General features: G+C 60.2%; 23 protein-coding genes and 1 pseudogene. 4 read left to right on the forward strand and 20 right to left on the reverse strand.

Annotated elements, in window-relative coordinates; genetic code table 11:
- From OIU37_RS24760 to OIU37_RS24805, 10 genes are all read right to left on the reverse strand, one after another.
- Window positions 1–1,353, reverse strand: coding sequence for a folylpolyglutamate synthase/dihydrofolate synthase family protein (locus OIU37_RS24760; RefSeq protein ID WP_264258925.1), 1,353 nt, complete (start codon window positions 1,351–1,353; stop codon window positions 1–3).
- Between the two features lie 27 nt (window positions 1,354–1,380).
- Complete coding sequence (accD, locus tag OIU37_RS24765; RefSeq protein ID WP_180696641.1) at window positions 1,381–2,286, reverse strand: acetyl-CoA carboxylase, carboxyltransferase subunit beta; 906 nt, start codon at window positions 2,284–2,286, stop codon at window positions 1,381–1,383.
- A 39-nt stretch (window positions 2,287–2,325) separates the two neighbouring features.
- Window positions 2,326–3,165 (reverse strand): tryptophan synthase subunit alpha, encoded by an 840-nt coding sequence (gene trpA, locus OIU37_RS24770; protein WP_168314963.1) that lies wholly within the window; start codon window positions 3,163–3,165, stop codon window positions 2,326–2,328.
- 3 nt (window positions 3,166–3,168) lie between these two features.
- The gene (gene trpB, locus OIU37_RS24775; protein WP_171604397.1) at window positions 3,169–4,389 is read right to left on the reverse strand and encodes a tryptophan synthase subunit beta; all 1,221 of its coding nucleotides are present in this window, start codon (window positions 4,387–4,389) and stop codon (window positions 3,169–3,171) included.
- Window positions 4,390–4,391: 2 nt separating this feature from the next.
- Window positions 4,392–5,060, reverse strand: a complete 669-nt coding sequence (locus tag OIU37_RS24780; RefSeq protein ID WP_264258926.1) for a phosphoribosylanthranilate isomerase — start codon at window positions 5,058–5,060, stop codon at window positions 4,392–4,394.
- 167 nt (window positions 5,061–5,227) lie between these two features.
- Complete coding sequence (locus tag OIU37_RS24785; RefSeq protein ID WP_171604399.1) at window positions 5,228–5,986, reverse strand: M48 family metallopeptidase; 759 nt, start codon at window positions 5,984–5,986, stop codon at window positions 5,228–5,230.
- Between the two features lie 107 nt (window positions 5,987–6,093).
- Window positions 6,094–6,528, reverse strand: coding sequence for a DUF2852 domain-containing protein (locus OIU37_RS24790; RefSeq protein WP_164015576.1), 435 nt, complete (start codon window positions 6,526–6,528; stop codon window positions 6,094–6,096).
- 145 nt (window positions 6,529–6,673) lie between these two features.
- Entirely contained in the window at window positions 6,674–7,954 is a 1,281-nt protein-coding gene (locus OIU37_RS24795; protein WP_171604400.1) for a polyhydroxyalkanoate depolymerase, read from the reverse strand.
- Window positions 7,955–8,159: 205 nt separating this feature from the next.
- A complete protein-coding gene (locus OIU37_RS24800) occupies window positions 8,160–9,002 on the reverse strand; it encodes a fumarylacetoacetate hydrolase family protein (RefSeq protein WP_171604401.1) in 843 nt (280 codons plus the stop codon).
- A gap of 143 nt (window positions 9,003–9,145) precedes the next feature.
- The gene (locus OIU37_RS24805) at window positions 9,146–10,105 is read right to left on the reverse strand and encodes a glutathione S-transferase family protein (RefSeq protein WP_264258927.1); all 960 of its coding nucleotides are present in this window, start codon (window positions 10,103–10,105) and stop codon (window positions 9,146–9,148) included.
- A 171-nt stretch (window positions 10,106–10,276) separates the two neighbouring features.
- On the opposite strand from OIU37_RS24805, the gene OIU37_RS24810 reads away from it, so the two are divergent.
- Window positions 10,277–10,561, forward strand: a complete 285-nt coding sequence (locus OIU37_RS24810) for a DUF2218 domain-containing protein (protein WP_171604403.1) — start codon at window positions 10,277–10,279, stop codon at window positions 10,559–10,561.
- Window positions 10,562–10,603: 42 nt separating this feature from the next.
- Window positions 10,604–11,202 (forward strand): annotated as a pseudogene (locus OIU37_RS24815) (nitroreductase family protein).
- 85 nt (window positions 11,203–11,287) lie between these two features.
- On the opposite strand, the gene gyrB reads toward OIU37_RS24815, so the two are convergent.
- From gyrB to OIU37_RS24840, 5 genes are all read right to left on the reverse strand, one after another.
- A complete protein-coding gene (gyrB, locus tag OIU37_RS24820) occupies window positions 11,288–13,723 on the reverse strand; it encodes a DNA topoisomerase (ATP-hydrolyzing) subunit B (RefSeq protein WP_182208672.1) in 2,436 nt (811 codons plus the stop codon).
- Window positions 13,724–13,856: 133 nt separating this feature from the next.
- Complete coding sequence (locus OIU37_RS24825) at window positions 13,857–14,234, reverse strand: helix-turn-helix domain-containing protein (RefSeq protein ID WP_003544097.1); 378 nt, start codon at window positions 14,232–14,234, stop codon at window positions 13,857–13,859.
- Window positions 14,231–14,797: a Smr/MutS family protein gene (locus OIU37_RS24830; RefSeq protein ID WP_017962631.1), complete on the reverse strand. Its 567-nt coding sequence runs from the start codon at window positions 14,795–14,797 to the stop codon at window positions 14,231–14,233. Before OIU37_RS24830 ends, OIU37_RS24825 begins: the two co-directional genes overlap by 4 nt.
- Window positions 14,797–15,915, reverse strand: a complete 1,119-nt coding sequence (locus OIU37_RS24835) for a murein transglycosylase A (RefSeq protein ID WP_182208671.1) — start codon at window positions 15,913–15,915, stop codon at window positions 14,797–14,799. Before OIU37_RS24835 ends, OIU37_RS24830 begins: the two co-directional genes overlap by 1 nt.
- The gene (locus OIU37_RS24840) at window positions 15,908–16,612 is read right to left on the reverse strand and encodes a Tim44/TimA family putative adaptor protein (protein WP_003544090.1); all 705 of its coding nucleotides are present in this window, start codon (window positions 16,610–16,612) and stop codon (window positions 15,908–15,910) included. The genes OIU37_RS24835 and OIU37_RS24840 overlap by 8 nt, the downstream gene beginning before the upstream one ends.
- A gap of 131 nt (window positions 16,613–16,743) precedes the next feature.
- Between OIU37_RS24840 and OIU37_RS24845 the strand changes: the two genes are divergently transcribed.
- Entirely contained in the window at window positions 16,744–17,250 is a 507-nt protein-coding gene (locus tag OIU37_RS24845) for an FxsA family protein (RefSeq protein ID WP_319004760.1), read from the forward strand.
- 127 nt (window positions 17,251–17,377) lie between these two features.
- Window positions 17,378–17,860: a protein-export chaperone SecB gene (secB, locus tag OIU37_RS24850; RefSeq protein ID WP_003544086.1), complete on the forward strand. Its 483-nt coding sequence runs from the start codon at window positions 17,378–17,380 to the stop codon at window positions 17,858–17,860.
- Between the two features lie 65 nt (window positions 17,861–17,925).
- On the opposite strand, the gene dnaQ is transcribed toward secB, so the two are convergent.
- Genes dnaQ through OIU37_RS24875 form a run of 5 tightly spaced genes read right to left on the reverse strand, consistent with a single transcriptional unit; the run spans window position 17,926 to window position 21,556 of the window.
- A complete protein-coding gene (gene dnaQ, locus OIU37_RS24855; protein WP_182208669.1) occupies window positions 17,926–18,648 on the reverse strand; it encodes a DNA polymerase III subunit epsilon in 723 nt (240 codons plus the stop codon).
- Entirely contained in the window at window positions 18,641–19,252 is a 612-nt protein-coding gene (gene coaE / locus OIU37_RS24860; RefSeq protein WP_171604410.1) for a dephospho-CoA kinase, read from the reverse strand. Before coaE ends, dnaQ begins: the two co-directional genes overlap by 8 nt.
- On the reverse strand, window positions 19,252–20,109 hold the full coding sequence (locus tag OIU37_RS24865; RefSeq protein ID WP_182208668.1) for a shikimate dehydrogenase: 858 nt from the start codon (window positions 20,107–20,109) through the stop codon (window positions 19,252–19,254). The genes coaE and OIU37_RS24865 overlap by 1 nt, the downstream gene beginning before the upstream one ends.
- Window positions 20,102–20,701, reverse strand: coding sequence for a Maf-like protein (locus OIU37_RS24870; protein ID WP_182208667.1), 600 nt, complete (start codon window positions 20,699–20,701; stop codon window positions 20,102–20,104). Before OIU37_RS24870 ends, OIU37_RS24865 begins: the two co-directional genes overlap by 8 nt.
- A gap of 33 nt (window positions 20,702–20,734) precedes the next feature.
- Window positions 20,735–21,556 carry a pyruvate, water dikinase regulatory protein gene (locus OIU37_RS24875; protein WP_011649834.1) on the reverse strand — a complete coding sequence of 274 codons (822 nt, stop codon included), beginning with the start codon at window positions 21,554–21,556 and terminating at the stop codon, window positions 20,735–20,737.
- Between the last annotated feature and the right edge of the window lie 20 nt (window positions 21,557–21,576).

Consider the following 21,576-nt stretch of genomic DNA (forward strand, 5'->3'; position numbering starts at 1 on the left):
TCATTTCGGGGGCGTACCGTTGTCGGCAAGCACGTCGCCGACGAGATAGAGAGAGCCGCCGACCAGAATGCGCGGCGGCAATGCCTCCGGATCGAGAACGGCTTTTATCGCTTCCAGCGCATCGCCGACCGTCAACATCGGTTCGGCAACCAAACCGGCATCATAAGCCGCATTCGACAATATCACCGGGTCGATCATCGCTTCGCTGCCGCGGATCGGCACGCAGAAAACCTTCTCGACCAGGCCGGTAAAGGCCTTGAAATAGCCGACCGGATCCTTGGTGTTGATCATGCCGGTAATCAGGAAAAGCGGCCGAGACTGGCGCTCCTCAAAATTGGCCATGGCTTCGGCGATCACTTCGCCGGCACCGGGATTATGCCCGCCATCGATCCAGATCTCGGCGCCCGCGGGCGCATGCGACAGCAGCCGGCCCTCGCTCAGACGCTGCAGCCGGCCCGGCCATTCGACCGAACTCATCGCCTTTTCCATCATCGTCTCGGTGACGGTGAAACCCGCCGCCTTGACGGCCCGAATAGCGGCGGCGGCATTGGCATATTGGTGGCGGCCGGGAAGGCGCGGCAGCGGCAGGTCGGCAAGGCCGAATTCGTCCTGGTAGACGAGCCGGCCATATTCCTCATGCGCCATGAAATCCTGCCCGAAGACGGCGCTCGGGCAATGCAGCCGTTCGGCCGTCGACATCAGCACGTCAAGTGCTGCGTCATATTCCTGATGGCCGATGACAACGGGAAATCCCGGCTTCATGATGCCGGCCTTTTCGGCCGCGATCAACTCGACCCTGTCGCCGAGATAAGGCTGGTGATCCAGCGAGATCGGCATGATCACCGAGACGGCCGGGTCGGAAATGACATTGGTCGCATCGAACCGGCCGCCGAGACCGACTTCGATGATCGCGGCATCGGCCGGATGTTCGGAAAACAGGATGAAGGTGACCGCCGTCAGGATTTCGAAGACGGTGATGTGCTGTCCGGCATTGGCATCGGCTACGCGACGCACGGCCTCGGCAAAAACGGCGTCGTCGACAAGCTGCCCGCGTCCGCCCTTGACGCCAATGCGATAACGTTCGTGCCAATTGACGAGATGCGGTGAGGTGTGGACGTGAGCGCTGTAGCCACCGGCTTCGAGCAGGGCGCGGGAGAAGGCGGTGACCGACCCTTTCCCGTTGGTGCCGGCGACATGGATCACCGGCGGTAGTTTCCTGTGCGGATTGCCGAGCACATCGAGAAGACGGGTGATGCGATCGAGAGACAGATCGAACCCCTTGGGATGCAATCCCATGAGCTTGTCGATCTCCTGTGCTGCCTCACTCACCGCGGTTTGGCCTCTGGGTATCAATTCGGCACCCCGCCTGCTTGTCGGTTATCAGGCGCTCGCCGCCAGAGCGATCGCGCCACTATTGATGTTGTTCGCCGCCGAAACCGGCTTTTTCGTCAGGATCTTCAGGAGGCGCGCCAGCGTTTCGGGAATATCGTGACGTTTGACGACCATATCGACCATACCATGCTCCAGCAGATACTCGGCGGTCTGGAAGCCTTCGGGCAGTTTTTCACGCAGGGTCTGCTCGATCACGCGCTTGCCGGCAAAGCCGATTTCGGCGCCGGGTTCAGCCAGATGAATATCGCCAAGCATGGCATAGGAGGCCGTGACGCCACCCGTCGTCGGGTTGGTCAGCACGACGATATAGGGCTGGCCGGATTCTTTCAGCATGTCGACGGCAACCGTCGTGCGCGGCAGCTGCATCAGCGACAGGATGCCTTCCTGCATGCGCGCGCCGCCGGAAGCGGGGAACATCACCAGTGGGCATTTTTCAGCCGTCGCACGCTCGAAAGCCTTGACGATCGCCTCGCCGGCGGCCATGCCGAGCGAACCGCCGATGAAATTGAATTCGTGCACAACGGCCACGAGTTTCAGTCCCTGCACCTTTCCGACACCGGCGAGAATCGTATCCTCCTGTTCGGTCTTCAGGCGGCTGTCGCGCAGGCGATCACTATATTTCTTCGAATCGCGAAACTTCAGCGGATCCTGCGCGACCTTCGGCTGTGGCAGCGATTCGAACTCGCCATTGTCGAAAAGATCGGCCAAGCGGGCCTTGGCCGGCATCTTCATGTGATAACCGGACGCCGGAATGACCCATTTGTTGCCTTCCAGGTCCTTGTGGAAGACCATCTCGCCCGTTTCCGGGCACTTGATCCAGAGGTTCTCCGGCACTTCGCGACGGCCCAGCATGGAATTGATCCGCGGGCGAACGTAGTTGGTGATCCAGTTCAACTCGAATACTCCTGATAGACTTTTTCCAGTGTGCGCAAACTATTCGGCAGCAACAAGGCGCGCCGAACGTGTTCCCGTGGAAAGGCCGCGCACCAGCGTGGCAACGGCCTGAACCGTGTCCGCCGTTGCCTTTCCGTCATGCGTCAAGCTGGTCGCGACCTGATTGACGATCGCGGTGCCGACGACGACGCCGTCGGCCGAACCGCCGATGACCTTTGCATGTTCCGCCGTCTTAACGCCGAAGCCGACGCAGACGGGCAGCTTGGTGTGCTGCTTGATGCGCTCGACCGCGCCCGAAACCAGCGAGGGATCGGGCAGCGCCGAACCGGTGATGCCGTTCATCGAGACGTAATAGACGAAGCCGGAGGTGTTCTTCAGGACCGTCGGCAGGCGCTTCTCATCCGTCGTCGGCGTCGCCAGGCGGATGAAATTGATGCCTTTGCGGATGGCCGGAATGCAGAGTTCGTCATCCATCTCGGGCGGCAGGTCGACGACGATCAGGCCATCAATGCCGGCGGCGAGCGCGTCGTCGAGGAATTTCTCGACGCCGTAAATATAGATCGGGTTGTAGTAACCCATCATCACGATCGGCGTCGCATCATTGGTCTTGCGGAAATCGGCCGCCAGCTGCAGCGTCTTCTTCAGCGTCTGGCCACCTTTCAGGGCGCGCTGGCCGGCCAGCTGGATCGCCGGGCCGTCGGCCATCGGGTCGGAAAAGGGCATGCCGAGCTCGATAATGTCGGAGCCTGCCTCCGGCAGCGCCTTCATGATGCCGAGCGAGGTGTCGTAGTCGGGATCGCCGCCCATGAAATAGGTCACAAGCGCCGGACGGCCCTCGGCCTTCAGCTCGGCAAAGCGTTTGTCCATGCGTGCGGTCATGACTTACAGTCCCATTCCCAGAATCTTGCCGACGGTGAAGATGTCCTTGTCGCCGCGGCCGGAGAGGTTCATCAGGATGATCTCGTCCTTGCCCATCGTCGGGGCGCGTTTGATCACCTCGGCAATCGCGTGCGAGGGCTCGAGCGCCGGGATGATGCCTTCGAGGCGGGTCAAGGTCTGGAAAGCCTCGAGCGCTTCATGATCCATGATCGGCACATAGTCGACGCGGCCGGTATCGTTCAGCCAGGAGTGTTCGGGGCCGATACCGGGATAATCGAGGCCGGCCGAAATCGAATGGCCTTCCTTGATCTGACCGTCACTATCCTGCAGCAGATAGGTGCGGTTGCCGTGCAGCACGCCCGGCGAACCGGCGGTGATCGAGGCGCAGTGTTCGTCGCCCTGCAGACCCTTGCCGCCGGCTTCGACGCCGACGATCTTGACCGAGGGGTCATCCAGGAAAGGATGGAAAATGCCGATGGCGTTGGAGCCGCCGCCGACGGCAGCGATGACGAGATCCGGAAGACGGCCTTCGGCAGCCAGGATCTGCTCTTTCGCTTCGATGCCGATCACCGACTGGAAATCGCGGACCATCTCCGGATAAGGATGCGGACCCGCTGCCGTTCCGATCAGATAATAGGTATCCTCGACATTGGTGACCCAGTCGCGAAGCGCCTCGTTCATAGCGTCCTTCAGGGTGCCGCTGCCTGCGGTGACCGGTTTGACCTCCGCGCCAAGCAGCTTCATGCGGAAAACGTTCGGCGCCTGACGCTCGACGTCGGTGGCGCCCATATAGACGACGCAGGGAAGCCCAAAGCGGGCGGCAACGGTTGCGGAGGCGACGCCGTGCTGACCGGCACCGGTTTCGGCGATGATGCGGGTCTTGCCCATGCGCTTGGCGAGCAGGATCTGGCCGATGCAATTGTTGATCTTGTGCGAGCCGGTATGATTCAGCTCCTCGCGCTTGAAATAGATCTTCGCGCCGCCGAGTTCGGCCGTCAGCCGCTCAGCAAAATAGAGCGGGCTCGGGCGGCCGATATAATGCGCGCCGAGATGCTTCAATTCGGCCTGGAATGCCGGATCGTTCTTTGCCCGGTTCCACTCGTCCTGCAGGTCCAGGATCAGCGGCATAAGAGTTTCGGCGACGAAACGACCGCCATAAATGCCGAAACGGCCATCTTCATCGGGGCCGGAACGGAAGGAATTCGGTTTAGGCGTCTCGTTCACTCTCAACTCCCTGAGGCCATCATCGGCGCATTCGCCTTTTCGACCGCGTCAAAAAATTCATCGATCTTCGCGACGCTCTTCATGCCAGGCGCAGTTTCGACTCCTGAGGAGACGTCGATACCCGGTGCGTTAGTAATGAAAAGCGCTTCTGCGATATTGTCCTTGTTCAGCCCGCCGGAAAGCATGTAGTCGACGCTGCCGTCAAGCCAGCTGAGGAGGCTCCAATCGAAGGAAATGCCATTGCCGCCAGGCAGTTCCGAGCCCTTCGGCGGCTTCGCATCGAAGAGGAAACGGTCGGCGATGCCGATATAGGCCTCGACGCGCTTCAGGTCGTCTGCCGTGCGTATCGAAAAGACCTTCATCACAGGCAGACCATAGACCGCCTTTATGGTCAGCACGTGTTCGGGGCTCTCGTTGCCGTGAAGCTGGAGCATATCCGGCTTCAACAACGACACGATCTCGTCCAGTTCGTCATTGGTCGGATCGACGACGACGGCGACGATTTTCGCCTTGCCGCGCGCAGGTTCGGCAAGTTTTGCCGCCAGGTCCGGCTCGATATAGCGCGGGCTCTTTTCGAAGAAGATAAAACCGATATGGGTCGCGCCGCGTTTCAGCGCGCGATCGACAGCGTCAGGCGTCTTCAAGCCACAGATCTTGATATCCGGTCTCATGGCAGCGAAGTGACACGAAATGCGGAAAGAGTCGAGCCAATTTGCGACGAACGCTGAATTTAGCGCGGCTCTCGGCTAGAGCGCCGCGCGTCCAAAGGACGCGCTATCACTTTAAATCTGCGCATCATCCTTTGCGAAAAATCGATTCCGACTTTCAGGGTTATGCGCTAGTCGAAATCGATGGCATGCAACTGGCTGCCATGCCGTTTGAGCCAGGACTTCGCCTCCTCCATACCTGGGCAAAGCTTACGGCAGAGAGCCCAGAAGTGCGGGCCGTGGTTCATTTCCTTGAGATGGGCGACCTCATGGGCGGCGAGATAATCGATCACCGAAGGCGGCGCCATGACGATACGCCAGGAAAAACTCAGATTTCCCTCCGACGAGCACGAGCCCCAGCGGCTTCGGGTATCCTTCATCGAGATCGAACGGATCGGCGCTCGGATCGTTGCGGCATGCATCGTCGCCAGTCTTGCGAGATCGGCGCGCGCCTCCTTCTTGAGAAAGGCCGCAATGCGTCGTCCGACATGTTCCGGCATGCCGCTGACGCGCAGCACCGGCCTGCCGTCTACGGAAACCGCCTCCGTCAGCCCGCGCAAGCTGCCGCTATGCTGGATGCGGTGGGAAACGCCGCGAAGGAGGATTTCGCCGCCGTCACGCAGGCCGGCATCGGTCGAAAACTTGGCAAGCTTGGTGAGCAGCCAACCCTGGTGACGATCAAGGAAAGCATTGACCTCGCGCGCCGCAAGGCCTTTGGGCACCGTCATCTTCAAGGCGCGACCGCCCGGCTCGATGCGCAGCGTGATGCGTGTCGCCCGGTCATGCTGCTTGATCGTCAGCGGCATGAGCCGGCCGGCAACGTCGAGCGTCCGCATTTCGGGCGGAGCCGGCTTTCGCGCCTTCGACCTTGTTTTCAGAAGCGAGAACATGCGTGTTTTCTATACGATTCGCCGGCAAATCTAAATGATCGCCGGAAGGGCAGGCATGGAAAAACCGGCATCGGGAGATGCCGGTCATCAATTCATCGTTCAGGCGTTTACGGCGTCTGATATTCAGCGACCGGGCCGTTGTCATCGCGCTTGGCGTTCCTGCGGTCACGCATGAAGCGGTCGAACTCTTCCTGGTCCTTGGCGCGGCGAAGTTCGCGCATGTAAGCGTCAAATTCCTCGCGCATTTCGTCGAGCTTGCGGCGCTCTTCCTCGATCCGGTCGATCTCGGCCTTGCGCCAGTCGTCGAAGGCGACGTTGCCGGTCGAGAAGTGCGGGCGGTGACGGCCATGCGGGCGGCGGCAGGAGGCAAAGAAGCCATCGGTCGCCTGGTTGACGTCACGCTTGAAGCCGCGCAGACGGTCGCCGAAGATGATGTAGGCAAGCATGGCAAGACCCAGAGGCCAGAAAACCATGAAGCCGAGAATCATCAGGGCAATGGTAGCCGGAGTCCAATCCGGTCGAAGCAATGCTGACTGGTTCATCGTGCGGGTATCCCTCGCTTTCCGCGCCCGGCAGGATACCGAACGCTGAAATCGATGTGGTTACCGGAATAACCGCCTTCAAGACGATTGCCCGCGAAATCGGACAAGGCCTTGAATCCGTTTTGCTAATTCAGCTGCCTCTGAATCACGCCGAGCGGCCGCCTTTGATGACGCGCGGGACCGGAGGCTTAACGGCAGAACGGGAATGCTGGCGGACGAAATCGAGGATGCGCGGCGCGATCTCGCGGCGGAAACGCGAGCCGTTGAAAACACCATAATGGCCGACATCCGGCTGAAGATAGTGCAGGCGCATATCTTCGGGAATGTTCACGCAGATGGTCTGCGCCGCCTTTGTCTGACCGACCCCTGAGATATCGTCATTCTCCCCTTCGACGGTCAGCAGGGCCACGTTGCGAATTGCCGCCGGATCGACGCGTTTGCCGCGATGCATCAGTTCGCCTTTCGGCAGCGAATGCTTGATGAAGACCTCCTCCACCGTCTGCAGATAGAATTCGGCGGTCAGATCCATGACGGCGAGATATTCGTCGTAGAAATCGCGATGCTTTTCCGGCTCGCCGTCGTTCTTCACGAGATGCATGAAGAATTCCTTGTGCGCGACAACGTGGCGATCAAGATTCATCGACATGAAGCCCGAAAGCTGCAGGAATCCTGGATAGACCGGGCGCATGAAGCCCGGCTGCGGCCAAGGCACGTTCATGATGACATTGTCGGAGAACCACTGCAGCGACCGCTCCTGAGCGAGCTTATTGACCGCCGTCGGGTTGATGCGCGTGTCGATCGGGCCGCCCATCAGCGTCATCGACGCCGGCGAAAGCGGATCCCTGGCTTCTTCCATCACGGCAGCGGCTGCCAGGACGGGAACGGAAGGCTGACAGACGGCGATGACATGCGTGTCATGACCGAGGAAATGCAGCATCTCGATGACGTAGTCGACGTAATCGTCGAAATCGAACGTGCCTTCCGTCATCGGCACCATGCGGGCGTCGATCCAGTCTGTGATATAGACATCGGCACTCGGCAGCAGCGCTTCGACCGTGCCGCGCAGCAGCGTCGCATAGTGCCCGGACATCGGCGCGACGATCAGGATGCGCGGGTCGTTGCCGCGGGCGGCGGGCGGAACATTGCGGGCAAAATGCAGAAGATTGCAGAAGGGTCGCGACCAGACGACCTCTTCGCGGACAGACATTGTCTGGTCACCGATCGTCGTCTGCTTCAGTCCGAATTCGGGCTTGCCGTAGCGACGCGTCGTGCGTTCGAACATTTCGAGACTTGCTGCCATCGTCCGGCCAAACGGCGTGTGGGAGAACGGGTTCAGCGGATTGGCATAGGCAAATCGCATGATATCGGCCGCGGCGCGAAACGGCGCCATGGCAGCATGGTTCAATTCATAAAGCTGATAAAACATGGAAGGCGCCACCTTTCTCCATCGAAAAGATGACACCGATTGAGAGGCATCGACTCTTTTCGTAACGCGGGCACGTAACGCAGACTAACAGGTTTTTGTTGCACAGCAACATGGACGCACCAGACCCACACAAGAAATGCCGGAGAATTGACTCTCCGGCACCATTCTCGACTGGAAAACTTAAGTTTCTCAGCAGGAAGCGTCGTTAACGATCCGCTACAAAGGTCTGCTTCTGCGTGCCGAGACCTTCGATGCCGAGTTCGACCACGTCTCCCGCTTTGAGATAGCGCGGCGGCTTGAGGCCCATGCCGACGCCCGGAGGCGTGCCGGTCGAGATCACGTCACCGGGATGCAGCGACATGAACTGGCTGAGATAGGAGACGAGGAACGCAACCCCGTAAACCATCGTCTTCGATGAGCCGTTCTGCATCTTCTGGCCGTTGACCGTCAGCCACATGCCGAGGTTCTGCGGTTGCGGAATTTCATCCTTGGTCACGAGCCAGGGGCCGATCGGGCCAAAGGTGTCGCAGGATTTGCCCTTGGTCCATTGACCGGACCGCTCGGTCTGGAAAGCGCGCTCGGAGACGTCATTGGAGACGCAATAACCGGCGACATAATCCAGCGCTTCGGCTTCCGTCACATATTTGGCCGTTTTGCCGATGACGACGCCGAGCTCGACTTCCCAATCGGTCTTTTCCGAACCGCGGGGAATGACGACATTGTCGTTCGGCCCGACGATTGCGGATGTTGCTTTCATGAAGATGATCGGCTCGGGCGGCACCGTCGCACCGGTTTCGGCAGCATGATCCGAATAATTCAAGCCGATGCAGATAAACTTGCCAGTGCCCGCGACGCAGGCGCCGATGCGGCCGGGTGCGATTTCCGGAAGGCTCTTCGGATCGATCGCCGCTATCTTTGCAAGGCCGGCCGGTCCGATCGCTTCACCGCCGATATCGGCGACATGACCGGAAAGATCGCGGATCCTGCCATCGGCATCGAGAAGTGCTGGTTTTTCACTGCCTGCTTCGCCAACACGCATCAGCTTCATGGAATTCCTCCTCATCGAAAACGAATTTGCAGCCACCTATGAACGAATTATTCATCGGTGTCATTACGGCTTTGCCAAGAAGCGGTACGGCTTTGCCGCGATTTGGGTGATTTTCTGCCGAAAACCGCCCGTATCTTTCGGCATCATGCTCTAAAAATTTCCGCCAGATCCGGGCCGGAGGGGACGATCTTCGTCGGATTGAGGCTTTCGATCGAATAGTAGCCGCGCTTGATATGATCGAGGTTGACCGTTTCACCGATGCCCGGCCAATCCAGCATGCGGCGGCAGAAGGCGCGCAGCTTGGCATAGTCGGAAAGCCGGCGGAGATTGCATTTGAAGATGCCGTGATAGGCGACGTCGAAGCGCACCAGCGTTACAAAAAGCCGGATATCGCTCTCGGTGGGATGATCGGCGAAGAGAAAGGACCGGCCCTCGAACTGCTGCTCGACCCAGTCGAGGCAGGAAAAGACATCGGCAAAGGCTTCTTCGTAGGCGACTTGCGTACTGGCGAAACCGGCGCGGTAGACGCCGTTGTTGAGGGCAGGATAGATGCGATCGTTGAAAGCATCGATCTCGGTGCGCCTCTCCGCCGGGTAAAGATCGATCGGATTTTTTGCCAGACCGCCGAAGCCGCTGTTCACCATACGTAGAATATCGGCGGATTCATTATTGACGATGGTCCTTTTCTGCTTGTCCCAGAGAACCGGCACGGTAGCCCGGCCGGTGAAATCCGGCGCCGCCCTGGTATAGATTTCATGCATATAGGTTACGCCGTTGACGTGATCCTCCGTCGCGCCGGGATAATCACCGAAGCGCCAGCCCTGCTTGCCCAGCAGCGGTTCGACGACCGAGACGGAGATGATGTCTTCCAGGCCCTTGAGCTTGCGGCCGATCAGGGTGCGCGAGGCCCAGGGGCAGATATAGGCGACATAGAGATGGTAACGGCCGGTGCTGGCTGCAAAGCCGCCTTCGCCCGTCGGCCCGACACTACCATCCGGGGTTACCCAATGGCGGAAACTCGAGGTCTGCCTGATGAAACCGCCCTTCTCGTCCTTGGCCTGAACGGGCTGCCAGTCTTCCGTCCATTTTCCGTTCACCAGCATCCGCAACTCCCGCAATCGATTGACTAATTGGTTCATTACGCTGCTTCGACGCCGGCGTGAGGCCGCTTTTATGAAGACAGTCTGTACACCCAAACTGCGACGATGCTGCGCTTGCCAAGCCGGTGAGACAGGAAATATGACTGCGCTACACAAGATGACGTGGAGTTCGAAATGCATCTCTCGAAGGCCGTCGTGCGGACCGAACATGCAAGCCGCTATCTGCAGCAGCTCTGCAAACACTGGAGCCACAAGTTCAGCGTCGATTTCAATCCCGTGAAGGGTCGGGTGCCGTTCAGCGATACGGCCGAGGTGACGTTTGCGGCCGACGATGCGGCACTGACCATGACACTTTCCGTCGCCGATCCCTCGCAACAGGAAAGGATGCAGCACGTCATCGACGATCATCTGAAGCGCTTCGCCTTCCGCGAAGAGCTCGACATCGTCTGGACGGACTGAGCCCAGCCCCGATCCAAATTCTCCGCCCCGAACCCCGGAAGCATGACGAAGAGCAATCACCGCGAATCCGACTATCCGATCGATCCGATGTTTCTCGACCGCTGGTCGCCGCGCGCCTTCACCGGCGAAATCATCGAGGAGGCGCGGTTGCTCAGCCTGCTCGACGCTGCCCATTGGGCGCCGTCTTCGGCCAACCACCAGCCCTGGCGCTTATCTATACGCTCAAAGGTTCAGAGGAATGGGAGAAATTCGTCGCATTGCTCGTCGATTCCAACCAGGAATGGGCCAGAAACGCGTCGGCGCTGATTTTCGTCGTGTCGCGCGCCTTCACCGGGGCTGCCGGCTCGGCTGAGGAAAAGCCGAGCTACACCCATTCCTTCGATGCCGGTGCGGCATGGGGGCATCTGGCGATCCAGGCGCGCCTCTGTGGCCTTTACGCCCATGGCATGGGCGGCATCAAGCATGAAGAGATCAGGCAGGCTTTTACCATTCCCGAGGGATACCGGATCGAAGCAGGCGTCGCCATCGGCCGCCTGGCCGACAAGAGCGTTCTTTCCGAACGCAATCAGGCGCGCGAATTCCCCAGCCAGCGCAAGCCGCTCTCCGAGGTCGCCTTCAACGGTCGCTTCGTGGCGAATTGAGCGAAGCCTGAGACCAAGCACATACCGGGCAAACGAAAGCCCCGCATCCTAAAGATAGCGGGGCCATTTATTTCTGAAATATCAATTAGATATCGAGGTTTGCAACGCTCAGCGCATTGTCCTGGATGAACTCGCGCCGCGGCTCGACTTCATCGCCCATCAGTCGAGCAAACAGGCCGTCGGCATCGGTGGCATCGTTGACCCTGACCTGCAGCAGCGAACGAACATTCGGATCGAGCGTCGTTTCCCAGAGCTGTTCGGCATTCATCTCGCCAAGACCCTTGTAGCGCTGCATGGTGAGGCCCTTGCGGCCGCTTGCGAAGATCGCGTCGAGCAGAGCGCGCGGGCCGGAGATTTCGACGTCGCCTTCGCGGCGATGCAGCGACGGCGGCGTCTGATAGATTTCCTTCAGCCGTGCCGTCAGCTGGTCGATATGACGGGCATCCGAGGAACCGATCAGCGCCATGTCGAGCACGACAATTTCCTTGACGCCGCGGACCATGCGCTCGAGGCGCAGACCGCCATCGGTTGTCACATCGCCCTGCCAGCCGCGCTCGGTTTCCTCGGCGATGATGTCGAGGCGTCCAGCCACTTCGTTTGCCAGCGCCAGCGCTCTAACCGGATCGCTGGCGAGCTCGGCGTTGAGGGCTCCGGCAATCGCCGCTTGTTCGACGGCGGAACGATTGTAGCGCGAATGGAGATTGTCGAGCAGCGCACGCATGCGTAGAGCGTCGAGGATGACCTCGCGCAGATCCTGACCGGCGCGAACCTCGCCGCTACCGAGCCTCAGCGAAGCATCTTCCAGGCCCTGGCTGATGAGATATTCTTCGAGCGCCTTTTCATCCTTCAGATACTGCACCGACTTGCCGCGCGCGACCTTATAGAGCGGCGGCTGGGCGATATAGAGATGACCGCGCTCGATCAGTTCCGGCATCTGGCGGAAGAAGAAGGTCAGCAGCAGGGTGCGAATATGGGCGCCGTCGACATCGGCGTCCGTCATGATGATGATCTTGTGGTAGCGCAGCTTTTCGACATTGAACTCGTCCTTGCCGATGCCGGTGCCGAGCGCGGTGATCAATGTGCCGATTTCCTGGCTCGACAGCATCTTGTCGAAACGGGCGCGTTCGACGTTCAGGATCTTGCCGCGCAGCGGAAGGATCGCCTGATTTTCGCGCGAGCGGCCCTGCTTGGCCGAACCGCCGGCAGAATCGCCCTCGACGAGGAAGACTTCGGACTTTGTCGGATCACGCTCGGAGCAGTCGGCGAGCTTGCCCGGCAGCGAAGCGATATCGAGTGCGCCCTTGCGGCGGGTCAACTCGCGGGCCTTGCGGGCCGCTTCGCGGGCGGCGGCTGCCTCGACAACCTTGCCGACAAGAATCTTGGCCTCGCTCGGATGTTCTTCAAACCAGGTGTTCAGCGCCTCGTTGACGAGACTTTCGACAACAGGACGGACTTCCGAGGAAACGAGCTTATCCTTGGTCTGCGAGGAGAATTTCGGGTCCGGCACCTTGACCGACAGAACCGCCGTCAGGCCTTCGCGGCAATCTTCGCCCTGTAGCGTCACCTTTTCCCTTTTGGTGATGCCGGAACTGTCGGCATAGGAAACGACCTGGCGCGTCAGCGCCGCGCGGAAACCGGCCATATGTGTGCCGCCGTCGCGCTGGGGGATGTTGTTGGTGAAGCAGAGTACGTTCTCATGATAGCTGTCGTTCCACCACATCGCGACTTCGACGGTGATGCCGTCCTTTTCGCCGCGGATGGCAACCGGCTTGTCGACGAGCGACTTCTTGGCACGATCTAGATAAGCGACGAAAGCCTCGAGGCCGCCGTCATAACGTAGCTCTTCCTGCTTGATATCGGAATGGCGCTTGTCGGTCAGCAGGATGCGGACGCCTGAATTCAGGAAGGCGAGTTCGCGAAGGCGATGCTCCAGCGTGCCGTAGTCGAACTCCGTCATGGTGAAGGTGTCGGTGCTCGGCATGAAGCTTACTTCCGTGCCGGTTTCATTCGGCGCGTCGCCTGTAACCTTCAGCGGAGCATCGGCCACGCCATGGGTGAAGCTCATTTCATGGATCTTGTCGTGACGGCGGATCTTCAGCTTCAACCAGACGGATAGCGCGTTGACGACGGAGACGCCGACGCCGTGCAGGCCCCCGGAAACCTTGTAGGAATTCTGGTCGAACTTACCGCCGGCATGAAGCTGCGTCATGATGACTTCGGCCGCCGATACGCCTTCGCCGGTGTGAATGTCCGTCGGGATGCCGCGACCATTGTCGGTGACGGTCACCGAACCATCCGGATTGAGGGTGACGGTGACGATGTCGGCATGGCCGGCAAGCGCTTCGTCGATCGCGTTGTCGACGACTTCATAGACCATGTGATGCAGGCCGGAGCCGTCGTCGGTATCGCCGATATACATGCCGGGGCGTTTGCGCACGGCATCGAGGCCCTTCAGAACCTTGATGGAATCTGCGCCATATTCGGTGCTTACGCCGTTTTCCGTCGCGGATGTATCGCTCATTCTGTCGAGATTTTCCCTGTTGTCGTAAAGCTGCGGCGCCTTGCGAATCACCGGCTTTCTTCACTCTCGTATATAGGTTTTTTGAACCCACTTCCCAATGGCAAGCCCCTAAAACAAGGCATAAAACAGGGGATTATGACGCTTTTCCGTCGCCTTTGCCGCCATTTTCGAGAAGAGCCGATAGCCGGCCTATCTCAGCGCTGTCAAGGTTGCGAATCCGCCGGGCCAGCCGGTTGGCAAATTCGGTATATTCGGGGGGCAAGCCGGAGGTGTCGATCACGACGCGCGGGTCCGAAGAGCGGGCGAGCAGGAACAGTTCCTCGGCTTCATCCCAGATGATGTTGAAATAGCCGGCGATGCGCTGCAGCAGATCGAATGTCGGCAATCCACGCTTTCCATGTTCGAGCGCCGAGAGATAGGCAGGAGAGACATTCAGCGCTTCCGCCATCTCCTTCTGGGAGACGCCCTTTCGCGCCCGCAACCTGCGAACTGCTTCTCCGAAGGGTGTCATGGCCTTTCCCCATGCCGTCGCGACAGGCGAATGTAGAGCGCGCCCTCACCGCCATGGTGCTGCGCGGCCGACTCATAGGAGGAGATCAGGTAGCGGAATTCCGGCTTCGAGAACCAGAGAGGCACGGCCCGCTTCAGCGCGCCGTCGCTGCCCATGGAGCTGCCCTTGCCCGTGATTACAAGCACATGGCGCATGCCGCGCTCATGGGCGCGGATCAGGAAATCGAGAAGGATGGCATGGGCCTCGCTCTGCACCAGACCGTGCAGGTCGATCCGCGCTTCGAGCGCCAGTCGGCCCTTGGCGATCTTCCGCTTGACCGGCTTTTCCAGCGGATGATGCACTCCAGCCGATGGCTTTGCCATTGACGGTGCTGTCGGCTGCAGCGGCGTGGGCGTGGCGGGCGTCTGCTTTTCCTGTTCCCGTTCGGCCGCCGCTTCGGCTTCGGCAAGAAAGGCATCGAGTTCGGTCAACGCCCCCGCCTTGCCGGGCATCGGCCGCGTGCTGCGGGCGACCTTGCCCCAGAGGATCCTCTCATCCGCGCTCAGCTTGCGATCCCTGGCCATCAGTCGAATCTTCCGGCGGCGGCATTGGGAATGAGGATGGTGAAATCGGCGTCGTTGCGGACAGTGCCGGCACCTTCCCCGGCCATGTCCCCCGAGCCGGTGAAGATATCCCCCCGCGCCGGCCCGACGATCGCCGAGCCGGTATCGAGCGCCAGCATCAGCCGGCGGAACGGCCGGCCCTGGTCGAGATGGGTGAGGCTTTCGGCGCGAATGAAAAAGGGAAAGCCGAAGGTATGGATCATCCGGTCGACCGCAAGCGAGCGCCCGGCGAGAAGCGGAACCTTGGCGGCCGCGATCGGACCGGCCCGCGAATCGGCAACCGGTGCATCACGGAAGAAAATATAAGAGCGGTTATGCCATAACACTTCATCGACGCGCTCGGGATTGCGCGCCAGCCAGACACGGATCGCCTGCATCGAAATCTCCGCCCGATCGATCTCGCCGCGGTCGATGAGCAGCTTGCCGATCGCCGAGAAAGCATGGCCGGCCTTCGCGGCATAGGTGATGCGGCCGATACGACCATCCTCATAGCGCAGGCGGGCAGCACCTTGCACATGCACGAAGAAGACATCGACCTTCGACTTCGCCCAGGCGATCTCGAGGCCGCGGCCCTCGAGAAACCCCTGATCGATGGCGCAGCGGTCCGGATAGGCGGTGACACGGCCCTCATGCAGACGGCCGAAAGCATAGGCCTTGTCGAGCTCGGCGGGGCGATTGGCGTCGTGGAGATCGATCAGATCGTCCGGCCGCCGGTAGAAAGGAAAACGGAAAATTTCGTCCGGCCGCGCCGACACGTCGATATCAGGTTCGTAGAAGGCGGTGACGAAGCCGGAATTGCCGTCCTTGCGGCGAATCAGAAAGGGCCGACAGTGCGTCTCGAAAAAAGCGCGCGCCGACGCCGGCGATGACGGAGTGAAATCCTCGGCGTCGGCGAGAAGCGGAAGCAGGTCTTCCGAGCTCAGGCCCAGCGATCCGGTGCGGTACGGTTTGACATCGGTGATCTGCCGCCGGCAGCTTCGCATGACTTCAAAAAGGCCGGAGGGATCATCATCCTTCCAGCCTTCCAGAGTGTCGAAGCTTATGGCCTGCAGGACGAAGTCCGATGCGTGGTCACTCATGTTCCGATTCGGTCGCCACGAGTTTCCAGTTCGGATCGCGCGAGCGGGTGTCGCGGGCGAAGGTCCAGACGTCGTTGACCTCGGCGACGTTTTCGGCGTCGCCCTCGATCAGAACGTCGGCCTTGTCGTAGGTCGCCGATATCAGCTGGCTGGCAATGCGCACGGTGATCTGCGCTTCGCTGCCCTTCGTCTCCGCATGGGTGATTTCGGCCTTGTCTATGCCCACGAAAGTGGATTTCACCTTCTCGCCCCGGGCCTCGCGCTCGCCGATCGCCGCATCGAACCCGTCATAGACTTCGCGGGACAGCAAGTTCTTCAGCGTTTTCCGGTCGCCATCGGCATAGGCCATGACGATCATCTCGTAAGCCATGCGGGCGCCGTTCAGAAACTCCTTCGGGCTGAAGGCGGGATCGGCCTTGTTCAGCGCACGCAGCGATTCGTTGAGCGGCGTTCCGGGCGCCGCGAAAGCATCGATGGCGGCGAAGCGATCCTCATCCTCCGTCGTCGCATCGCGCCGCGGCAGCGTCACGACCTTACCGGCATCGGCGGCTTCGGCCGGAGCCGCATCCCGCGGCGTATAGAGATCGCGCGGCGGCTTCTCATTTCCTGTACGGCGCCCGAGCACGGAGCGGAGCTGAAAGAAAATCAGCACAGCCGCCACCAGGAAAAATAATGTGATGAAGTCGTTCGAACTCATATCGTATCGCAGCCGCCGTTAACATCTCTGATTTGTACTCCCATATAGTCTGCCTATACAGATGATTCAAATGATGGCTGGCATCTTCGCCGGCGCAAAGAGGAGACCGGCGAGCCCGGGACATGACCGACATGCGTTTTTCGATCCTGCCAGCGTTCATTCTGCTGCTGCCGCTCGCCGAAATTGCCGGTTTCGTCGTCGTCGGCCGGGCTATCGGATTGTGGCTGACGCTCGCGCTCGTGATGCTGGGTTTCGTTCTCGGCGTGATTCTGCTGCGCAGGCAGGGCATCGGTATTTTGCGCCGCATGTCGAGCGAAGGACGAAACGGGGTGATGCCGGGCCGCGACCTGCTGCGGCCGGCGATGAACGTCATCGCCTCGCTGCTCCTGATCATTCCCGGCTTCCTCACGGATATCATCGCGATCCTCATTCTCATTCCGCCGGTACGCGATCTCGTCTGGCGGGCAATCGCCAAACGCTTCGTCGTCGTCAATGCTAAGGGCGGCTCTTCTTCCGGTCCGCAACCCGATTTCCGCGACCGCAAGCCGAACTCGAAGGTGGTCGATCTCGACGAGGAGGACTATCATAGAGAGCCGGATCGCAACTCGCCGTGGTCCGGCAAGCATCTTGGCGATTGAGGCACTGCGGCTGATCAACCGGGCCAAGCGCCCAGGCCAAGCGCTCAGGCCAAGCGCTCAGGGTTGTAAGCCCTTCCCTGAAATGTTAGATGGCGGCACCATTCCCATGCCCCTCGAGGAAAAGCCAATGGCAGACGATAACAACAGCAACGGTGCGGCCAACCCCACCCTTTCGATCCTTGCGCAGTATACCAAGGATCTGTCCTTCGAAAATCCGGGTGCGCCGCGTTCGCTGCAGGCCCGCGACAAGGCGCCGACGATCAACATCAATGTGAACGTCAACGCCAACCCGCTTTCCGATACGGATTTCGATGTCGTGCTGTCGCTGAATGCCGAAGCCAAGGACGGCGACAAGACGGTTTTCCATGCCGAACTCACCTATGGCGGCGTTTTCCGCGTTGCCGGCTTCCCGCAGGAACACATGCTGCCGGTTCTCTTCATCGAGTGCCCGCGCATGCTCTTCCCCTTCGCCCGTCAGATCATCGCCGACGTCACCCGCAACGGTGGTTTCCCGCCGCTGATGATCGACCCGATCGACTTCACGCAAATGTTCGCTCAGCGCGTTGCCGAAGAACAGGCCCGCGCCAAGGTTCAGGCCGTTCCGAACTGACCGGCTCTTTTTTGTCTGAAATGCGGATGCCCGGGCTGGTCCCGGGCATTTTCAATTGAGGACGGTTAATCGAGGTTGGCGTATTTCGCCCAGATGCTTTTTTCACCGAGCTTGGCGACGAGCGCCTCATGCGCCTGCTCCTCGATTTGGCTGAGGCGCGGGGCGAGCGGCCGGGGCCGCTCGAGCACGGCGGCAATCATCACATCGTCTTCCATCGCCATCTCACCGCGAGCTGCCTGGTTGGATTTGCCGACCATGCCGAGGCCGAGCGCCGCCTGTCTGCCGCCGATCATCTCGATATAGACTTCGGCAAGCAGTTCGGAGTCGAGCAGCGCGCCGTGTTTGGTGCGGTGCGAATTATCGATGCCGTAGCGCCGGCAGAGCGCATCGAGCGAATTCGGTCCCATCGGGTGTTTGCGCCGCGCCATCGACAGCGTATCGAGCACCCTTTCCGGCAGGATTGGCGGCAAACCGATCCGCGCGAATTCTGCGTTGATGAAGCCCATATCGAAGGTGGCGTTATGGGCAATCCACTTCGCATCGCCGAAGAAGGTGAGGATTTGTTCGGCGACTTCCGCGAAAGGCTGCTTGTCCTTCAGGAATTCATCGGTAATGCCGTGCACGGCGAGCGCATCCGGATGAACCTTCTGATCTCCAGGATTGATGAAGATGTGGATCGTGTTGCCTGTGGGGAAATGATTGAAGAGCTCGATGCCGCCGATTTCGATAATGCGGTCGGCGCGGTTGTCGAGGCCGGTGGTTTCCGTATCGAAGATGATCTCACGCATTCCGGAAATCTCCCTTGGCAATCCGCGTTTTCAGGTCGGCGACGATCTCGAACACCCGTTCCCTCGTCGTCGAAATACTGTGACTGGTGTCGATCAGATAATCGGCCCGGCGCCGTTTTTCCGTGTCCGGCGTCTGGCGTGAGAGAATCATGTCGAATTTTTCCTCGGTCATGCCTTCGCGCGCAAGCACCCTTTGGCGCTGAATCTGTGGATCAGTGCTGACGACGACGATGACATCCACTCTTGCCTCGGCGCCGGTTTCGAAAAGTAATGGAATATCGAGCAATACCATGTCGGCGCCGGCGGCGCGTTGTCGCTTCAGAAATTCCGTCTCACGTTTGCGAACCAGCGGATGGACGATCGCTTCCAGGCGTTTGAAGCCGTCAGGATCAAGAGCGAGCTGGCGGCCGAGTTCACGCCGGTCGACTGCTCCATCCTTCATCGTGCCAGGGAAGGCGGCATTCACCAGGGGTGCAGCCTCGCCGGCATAGAGATCGTGGACCACGGCATCCGAATCGTTCACCGGGATTCCGGCATCTGCGAAGAGCTTTGCCGCCGTCGATTTTCCCATTCCGATGGAGCCGGTGAGACCGATCTTCAGCATCAGTGTGCTTCCATATCCGCGATGATGAGCGCGCGTAGCGCTGCATCGACGATGGGACGCTGGCCGAACCATTTTTCGAACCCGGGCACGGCTTGGTGCAAGAGCATCCCCAGACCATCGACGGTCGAAAATCCTTGCTCTTCCGCCTGCGTCAGGATCGGCGTCTTCAAGGGCACATAAACGATGTCGGTGACGACGGCATCGGCTGCCAGAGGCGAGAAATCGAGTTGCGGCGCCGCCTCGCCGTCCATGCCGAGCGAGGTGGTATTGATGAAGAGGCCGGCCCCTTTCATGACTTCGGCAAGCGCCCCGGCCGAATGGGCCTGGACACGCGGGCCAAAACGATCCGCGAGTTCACGCGCGCGTTCGACGGTGCGGTTGACGACGTGGATCTCCTTGAAACCGCGATCGCGAACCGCCTGGATGATCGCCCGGCTGGCGCCGCCGGCGCCAAGGACGACAGCCGCGCCATGCCGGTCCCAGCCGGGATGGCGTTCATCAAGATTGTCGATGAAGCCACGACCGTCGGTATTCGTCGCATGCAGAGCGCCATCCTCCAGCCAGAGCGTGTTGGCGGCACCGAGTTCGCGCGACAGCGCGTCCGGTTTGTCGGCGAGGCGGAACGCCAACTCCTTGTGAGGAATAGTGACATTACCTCCGGTAAAGCCGGAACTGCCATCCTTCAACGAGTCAATGAAATCGGCAAAGGCCTCGGGTGCCACTTCATGAGCGCAGTAGCTGCCTGGCAGGCCAAGCGTCTTCAGCCAATATCCGTGGATCAGTGGTGAGCGCGAATGCTTGATGGGAAAGCCGGTGACAAACGCTTTCGGCCCCAATGTTTCACGTGAATCACCCATCGATTGCTCCGAGTTCTCGCAGTTTTTTTAAGAGCGGCAGCATCGGCAGGCCGAGAATAGTGAAATAGTCACCCTCGATGTTTTCGAAAAGCTGGATGCCCTCCCCCTCCAATTGATAGGCGCCGACGCTGGAAAGCGCCCGTTCGCCAACCCGCGCCAGATGTCTGGCGATGAACTCCACCGTCAGCGGCCGCATCGTCAATTCCGCATGCGCAAGATGTTCCCACAAGACAACGCCGCCGCTGACCATCGCGACAGCACTGTTCAATCGGTGGGTTACGCCGGAAAGAGCTTGAAGATGGCTAGCCGCGTCGGCCAAGTCCTTCGGCTTGTGGAAGACGCTGTCGCCGAGCGACATCGTCTGATCCGAACCGATGACCAGGCTAGCCGGAAAACGGCTGCTGACTTCCTCCGCCTTGGCCCTGGCCAGGACGAGGGCCACGGCATCAGGCTTAGCGCCGGCTTTTTCCAGCGGCGCTTCGACGGCCCGTTCATCGATCCTTGCAGCATGCGCCTCGAAGGATAGACCGGCATTTTCCATCAGCATCCGGCGAAAGGGGCTCGACGATGCAAGGATGAGTTTCGGCGTCATGGGTTCCTCGGCGTGCCGGCTTTTCGTCAGCGCTTAGCGCAGCTTCGGCCGCAGGGCAACGATTGCCGCGGCTGTTTCCTCGATTGAGCGGCGGGTGACGTCGATCAGCGGCCAGTTATGACGGGCGCAAAGAGAGCGGGCATATTTCAGCTCCTCCGAAATCGCGGCGCGATCAGTGTAGTGTTCGCGATCGAAGCCCTGCGTCACCCCGAGCACCCGGTTTTCCCGCACCTGGGAAATACGGTCGGTGGTGGCGATCAGGCAGACGATCAGCGGTTTGCTCGCAACGAAGAGGCTCTCCGGCAATGGCACGCCATAGACGATCGGAATGTTCGCCGTCTTGATGCCTCGGTTGGCGAGGTAGATGCTGGTCGGTGTTTTCGACGTACGGCTGATGCCGATGATCACCACATCGGCGTCGTTGTAGTCATCGGGCATCTGACCGTCGTCATGATCCATGGTGAAATTCAGCGCTTCGATGCGCGCGAAGTAGCCGGCATTCATCACATGCTGGGCCCCGACACGACGGCGCGACGGGGCGCCGAGATAGATCTGGAAGGCATTCATCACCGGCTCCAGCACATTCACAGAGGCGACGCCCATCTCGATGCAGCGTTCATCGATCAGGCTTGCAAGCTCCCGGTCGACAATGGTGTAGAGCACGATACCGGGGGCGTCATCGATCGCCTGCAGAACCGGCAGCAGCTGCTTGCGATTGCGGATCAGCGGATAGACATGTTCGATCGGCTGCGCCGATCTGAACTGCGCCGACGCGGCGCGCCCGGCGGAGATCAGAGTCTCTCCCGTTGAGTCAGAAATCAGATGCAGATGAAAGAAGTTCGTTCTGTTCTCCACGCTATTTTCCGCTGCCTGTT

This window comes from Rhizobium sp. BT-226 (assembly GCF_025847085.2).
GTDB lineage: Bacteria > Pseudomonadota > Alphaproteobacteria > Rhizobiales > Rhizobiaceae > Rhizobium > Rhizobium sophorae.

What these genes read in the sequence shown, in the direction of transcription:
- OIU37_RS24825 (WP_003544097.1), bottom strand. Translation starts at nt 14,234, where the DNA reads ATGACACCCTTCGGAGAAGCAGTTCGCAGGTTGCGGGCGCGAAAGGGC.
- OIU37_RS24865 (WP_182208668.1), bottom strand. Translation starts at nt 20,109, where the DNA reads ATGGGTGATTCACGTGAAACATTGGGGCCGAAAGCGTTTGTCACCGGC.
- OIU37_RS24870 (WP_182208667.1), bottom strand. Translation starts at nt 20,701, where the DNA reads ATGACGCCGAAACTCATCCTTGCATCGTCGAGCCCCTTTCGCCGGATG.
- OIU37_RS24830 (WP_017962631.1), bottom strand. Translation starts at nt 14,797, where the DNA reads ATGGCCAGGGATCGCAAGCTGAGCGCGGATGAGAGGATCCTCTGGGGC.
- OIU37_RS24785 (WP_171604399.1), bottom strand. Translation starts at nt 5,986, where the DNA reads ATGTTCTCGCTTCTGAAAACAAGGTCGAAGGCGCGAAAGCCGGCTCCG.
- trpA (WP_168314963.1), bottom strand. Translation starts at nt 3,165, where the DNA reads ATGACCGCACGCATGGACAAACGCTTTGCCGAGCTGAAGGCCGAGGGC.
- OIU37_RS24835 (WP_182208671.1), bottom strand. Translation starts at nt 15,915, where the DNA reads ATGAGTGACCACGCATCGGACTTCGTCCTGCAGGCCATAAGCTTCGAC.
- OIU37_RS24805 (WP_264258927.1), bottom strand. Translation starts at nt 10,105, where the DNA reads ATGCTGGTGAACGGAAAATGGACGGAAGACTGGCAGCCCGTTCAGGCC.
- gyrB (WP_182208672.1), bottom strand. Translation starts at nt 13,723, where the DNA reads ATGAGCGATACATCCGCGACGGAAAACGGCGTAAGCACCGAATATGGC.
- OIU37_RS24810 (WP_171604403.1), top strand. Translation starts at nt 10,277, where the DNA reads ATGCATCTCTCGAAGGCCGTCGTGCGGACCGAACATGCAAGCCGCTAT.
- coaE (WP_171604410.1), bottom strand. Translation starts at nt 19,252, where the DNA reads ATGCTGAAGATCGGTCTCACCGGCTCCATCGGAATGGGAAAATCGACG.
- OIU37_RS24780 (WP_264258926.1), bottom strand. Translation starts at nt 5,060, where the DNA reads ATGAGACCGGATATCAAGATCTGTGGCTTGAAGACGCCTGACGCTGTC.
- OIU37_RS24840 (WP_003544090.1), bottom strand. Translation starts at nt 16,612, where the DNA reads ATGAGTTCGAACGACTTCATCACATTATTTTTCCTGGTGGCGGCTGTG.
- OIU37_RS24795 (WP_171604400.1), bottom strand. Translation starts at nt 7,954, where the DNA reads ATGTTTTATCAGCTTTATGAATTGAACCATGCTGCCATGGCGCCGTTT.
- secB (WP_003544086.1), top strand. Translation starts at nt 17,378, where the DNA reads ATGGCAGACGATAACAACAGCAACGGTGCGGCCAACCCCACCCTTTCG.
- OIU37_RS24790 (WP_164015576.1), bottom strand. Translation starts at nt 6,528, where the DNA reads ATGAACCAGTCAGCATTGCTTCGACCGGATTGGACTCCGGCTACCATT.
- OIU37_RS24845 (WP_319004760.1), top strand. Translation starts at nt 16,744, where the DNA reads ATGCGTTTTTCGATCCTGCCAGCGTTCATTCTGCTGCTGCCGCTCGCC.
- dnaQ (WP_182208669.1), bottom strand. Translation starts at nt 18,648, where the DNA reads ATGCGTGAGATCATCTTCGATACGGAAACCACCGGCCTCGACAACCGC.
- OIU37_RS24800 (WP_171604401.1), bottom strand. Translation starts at nt 9,002, where the DNA reads ATGAAGCTGATGCGTGTTGGCGAAGCAGGCAGTGAAAAACCAGCACTT.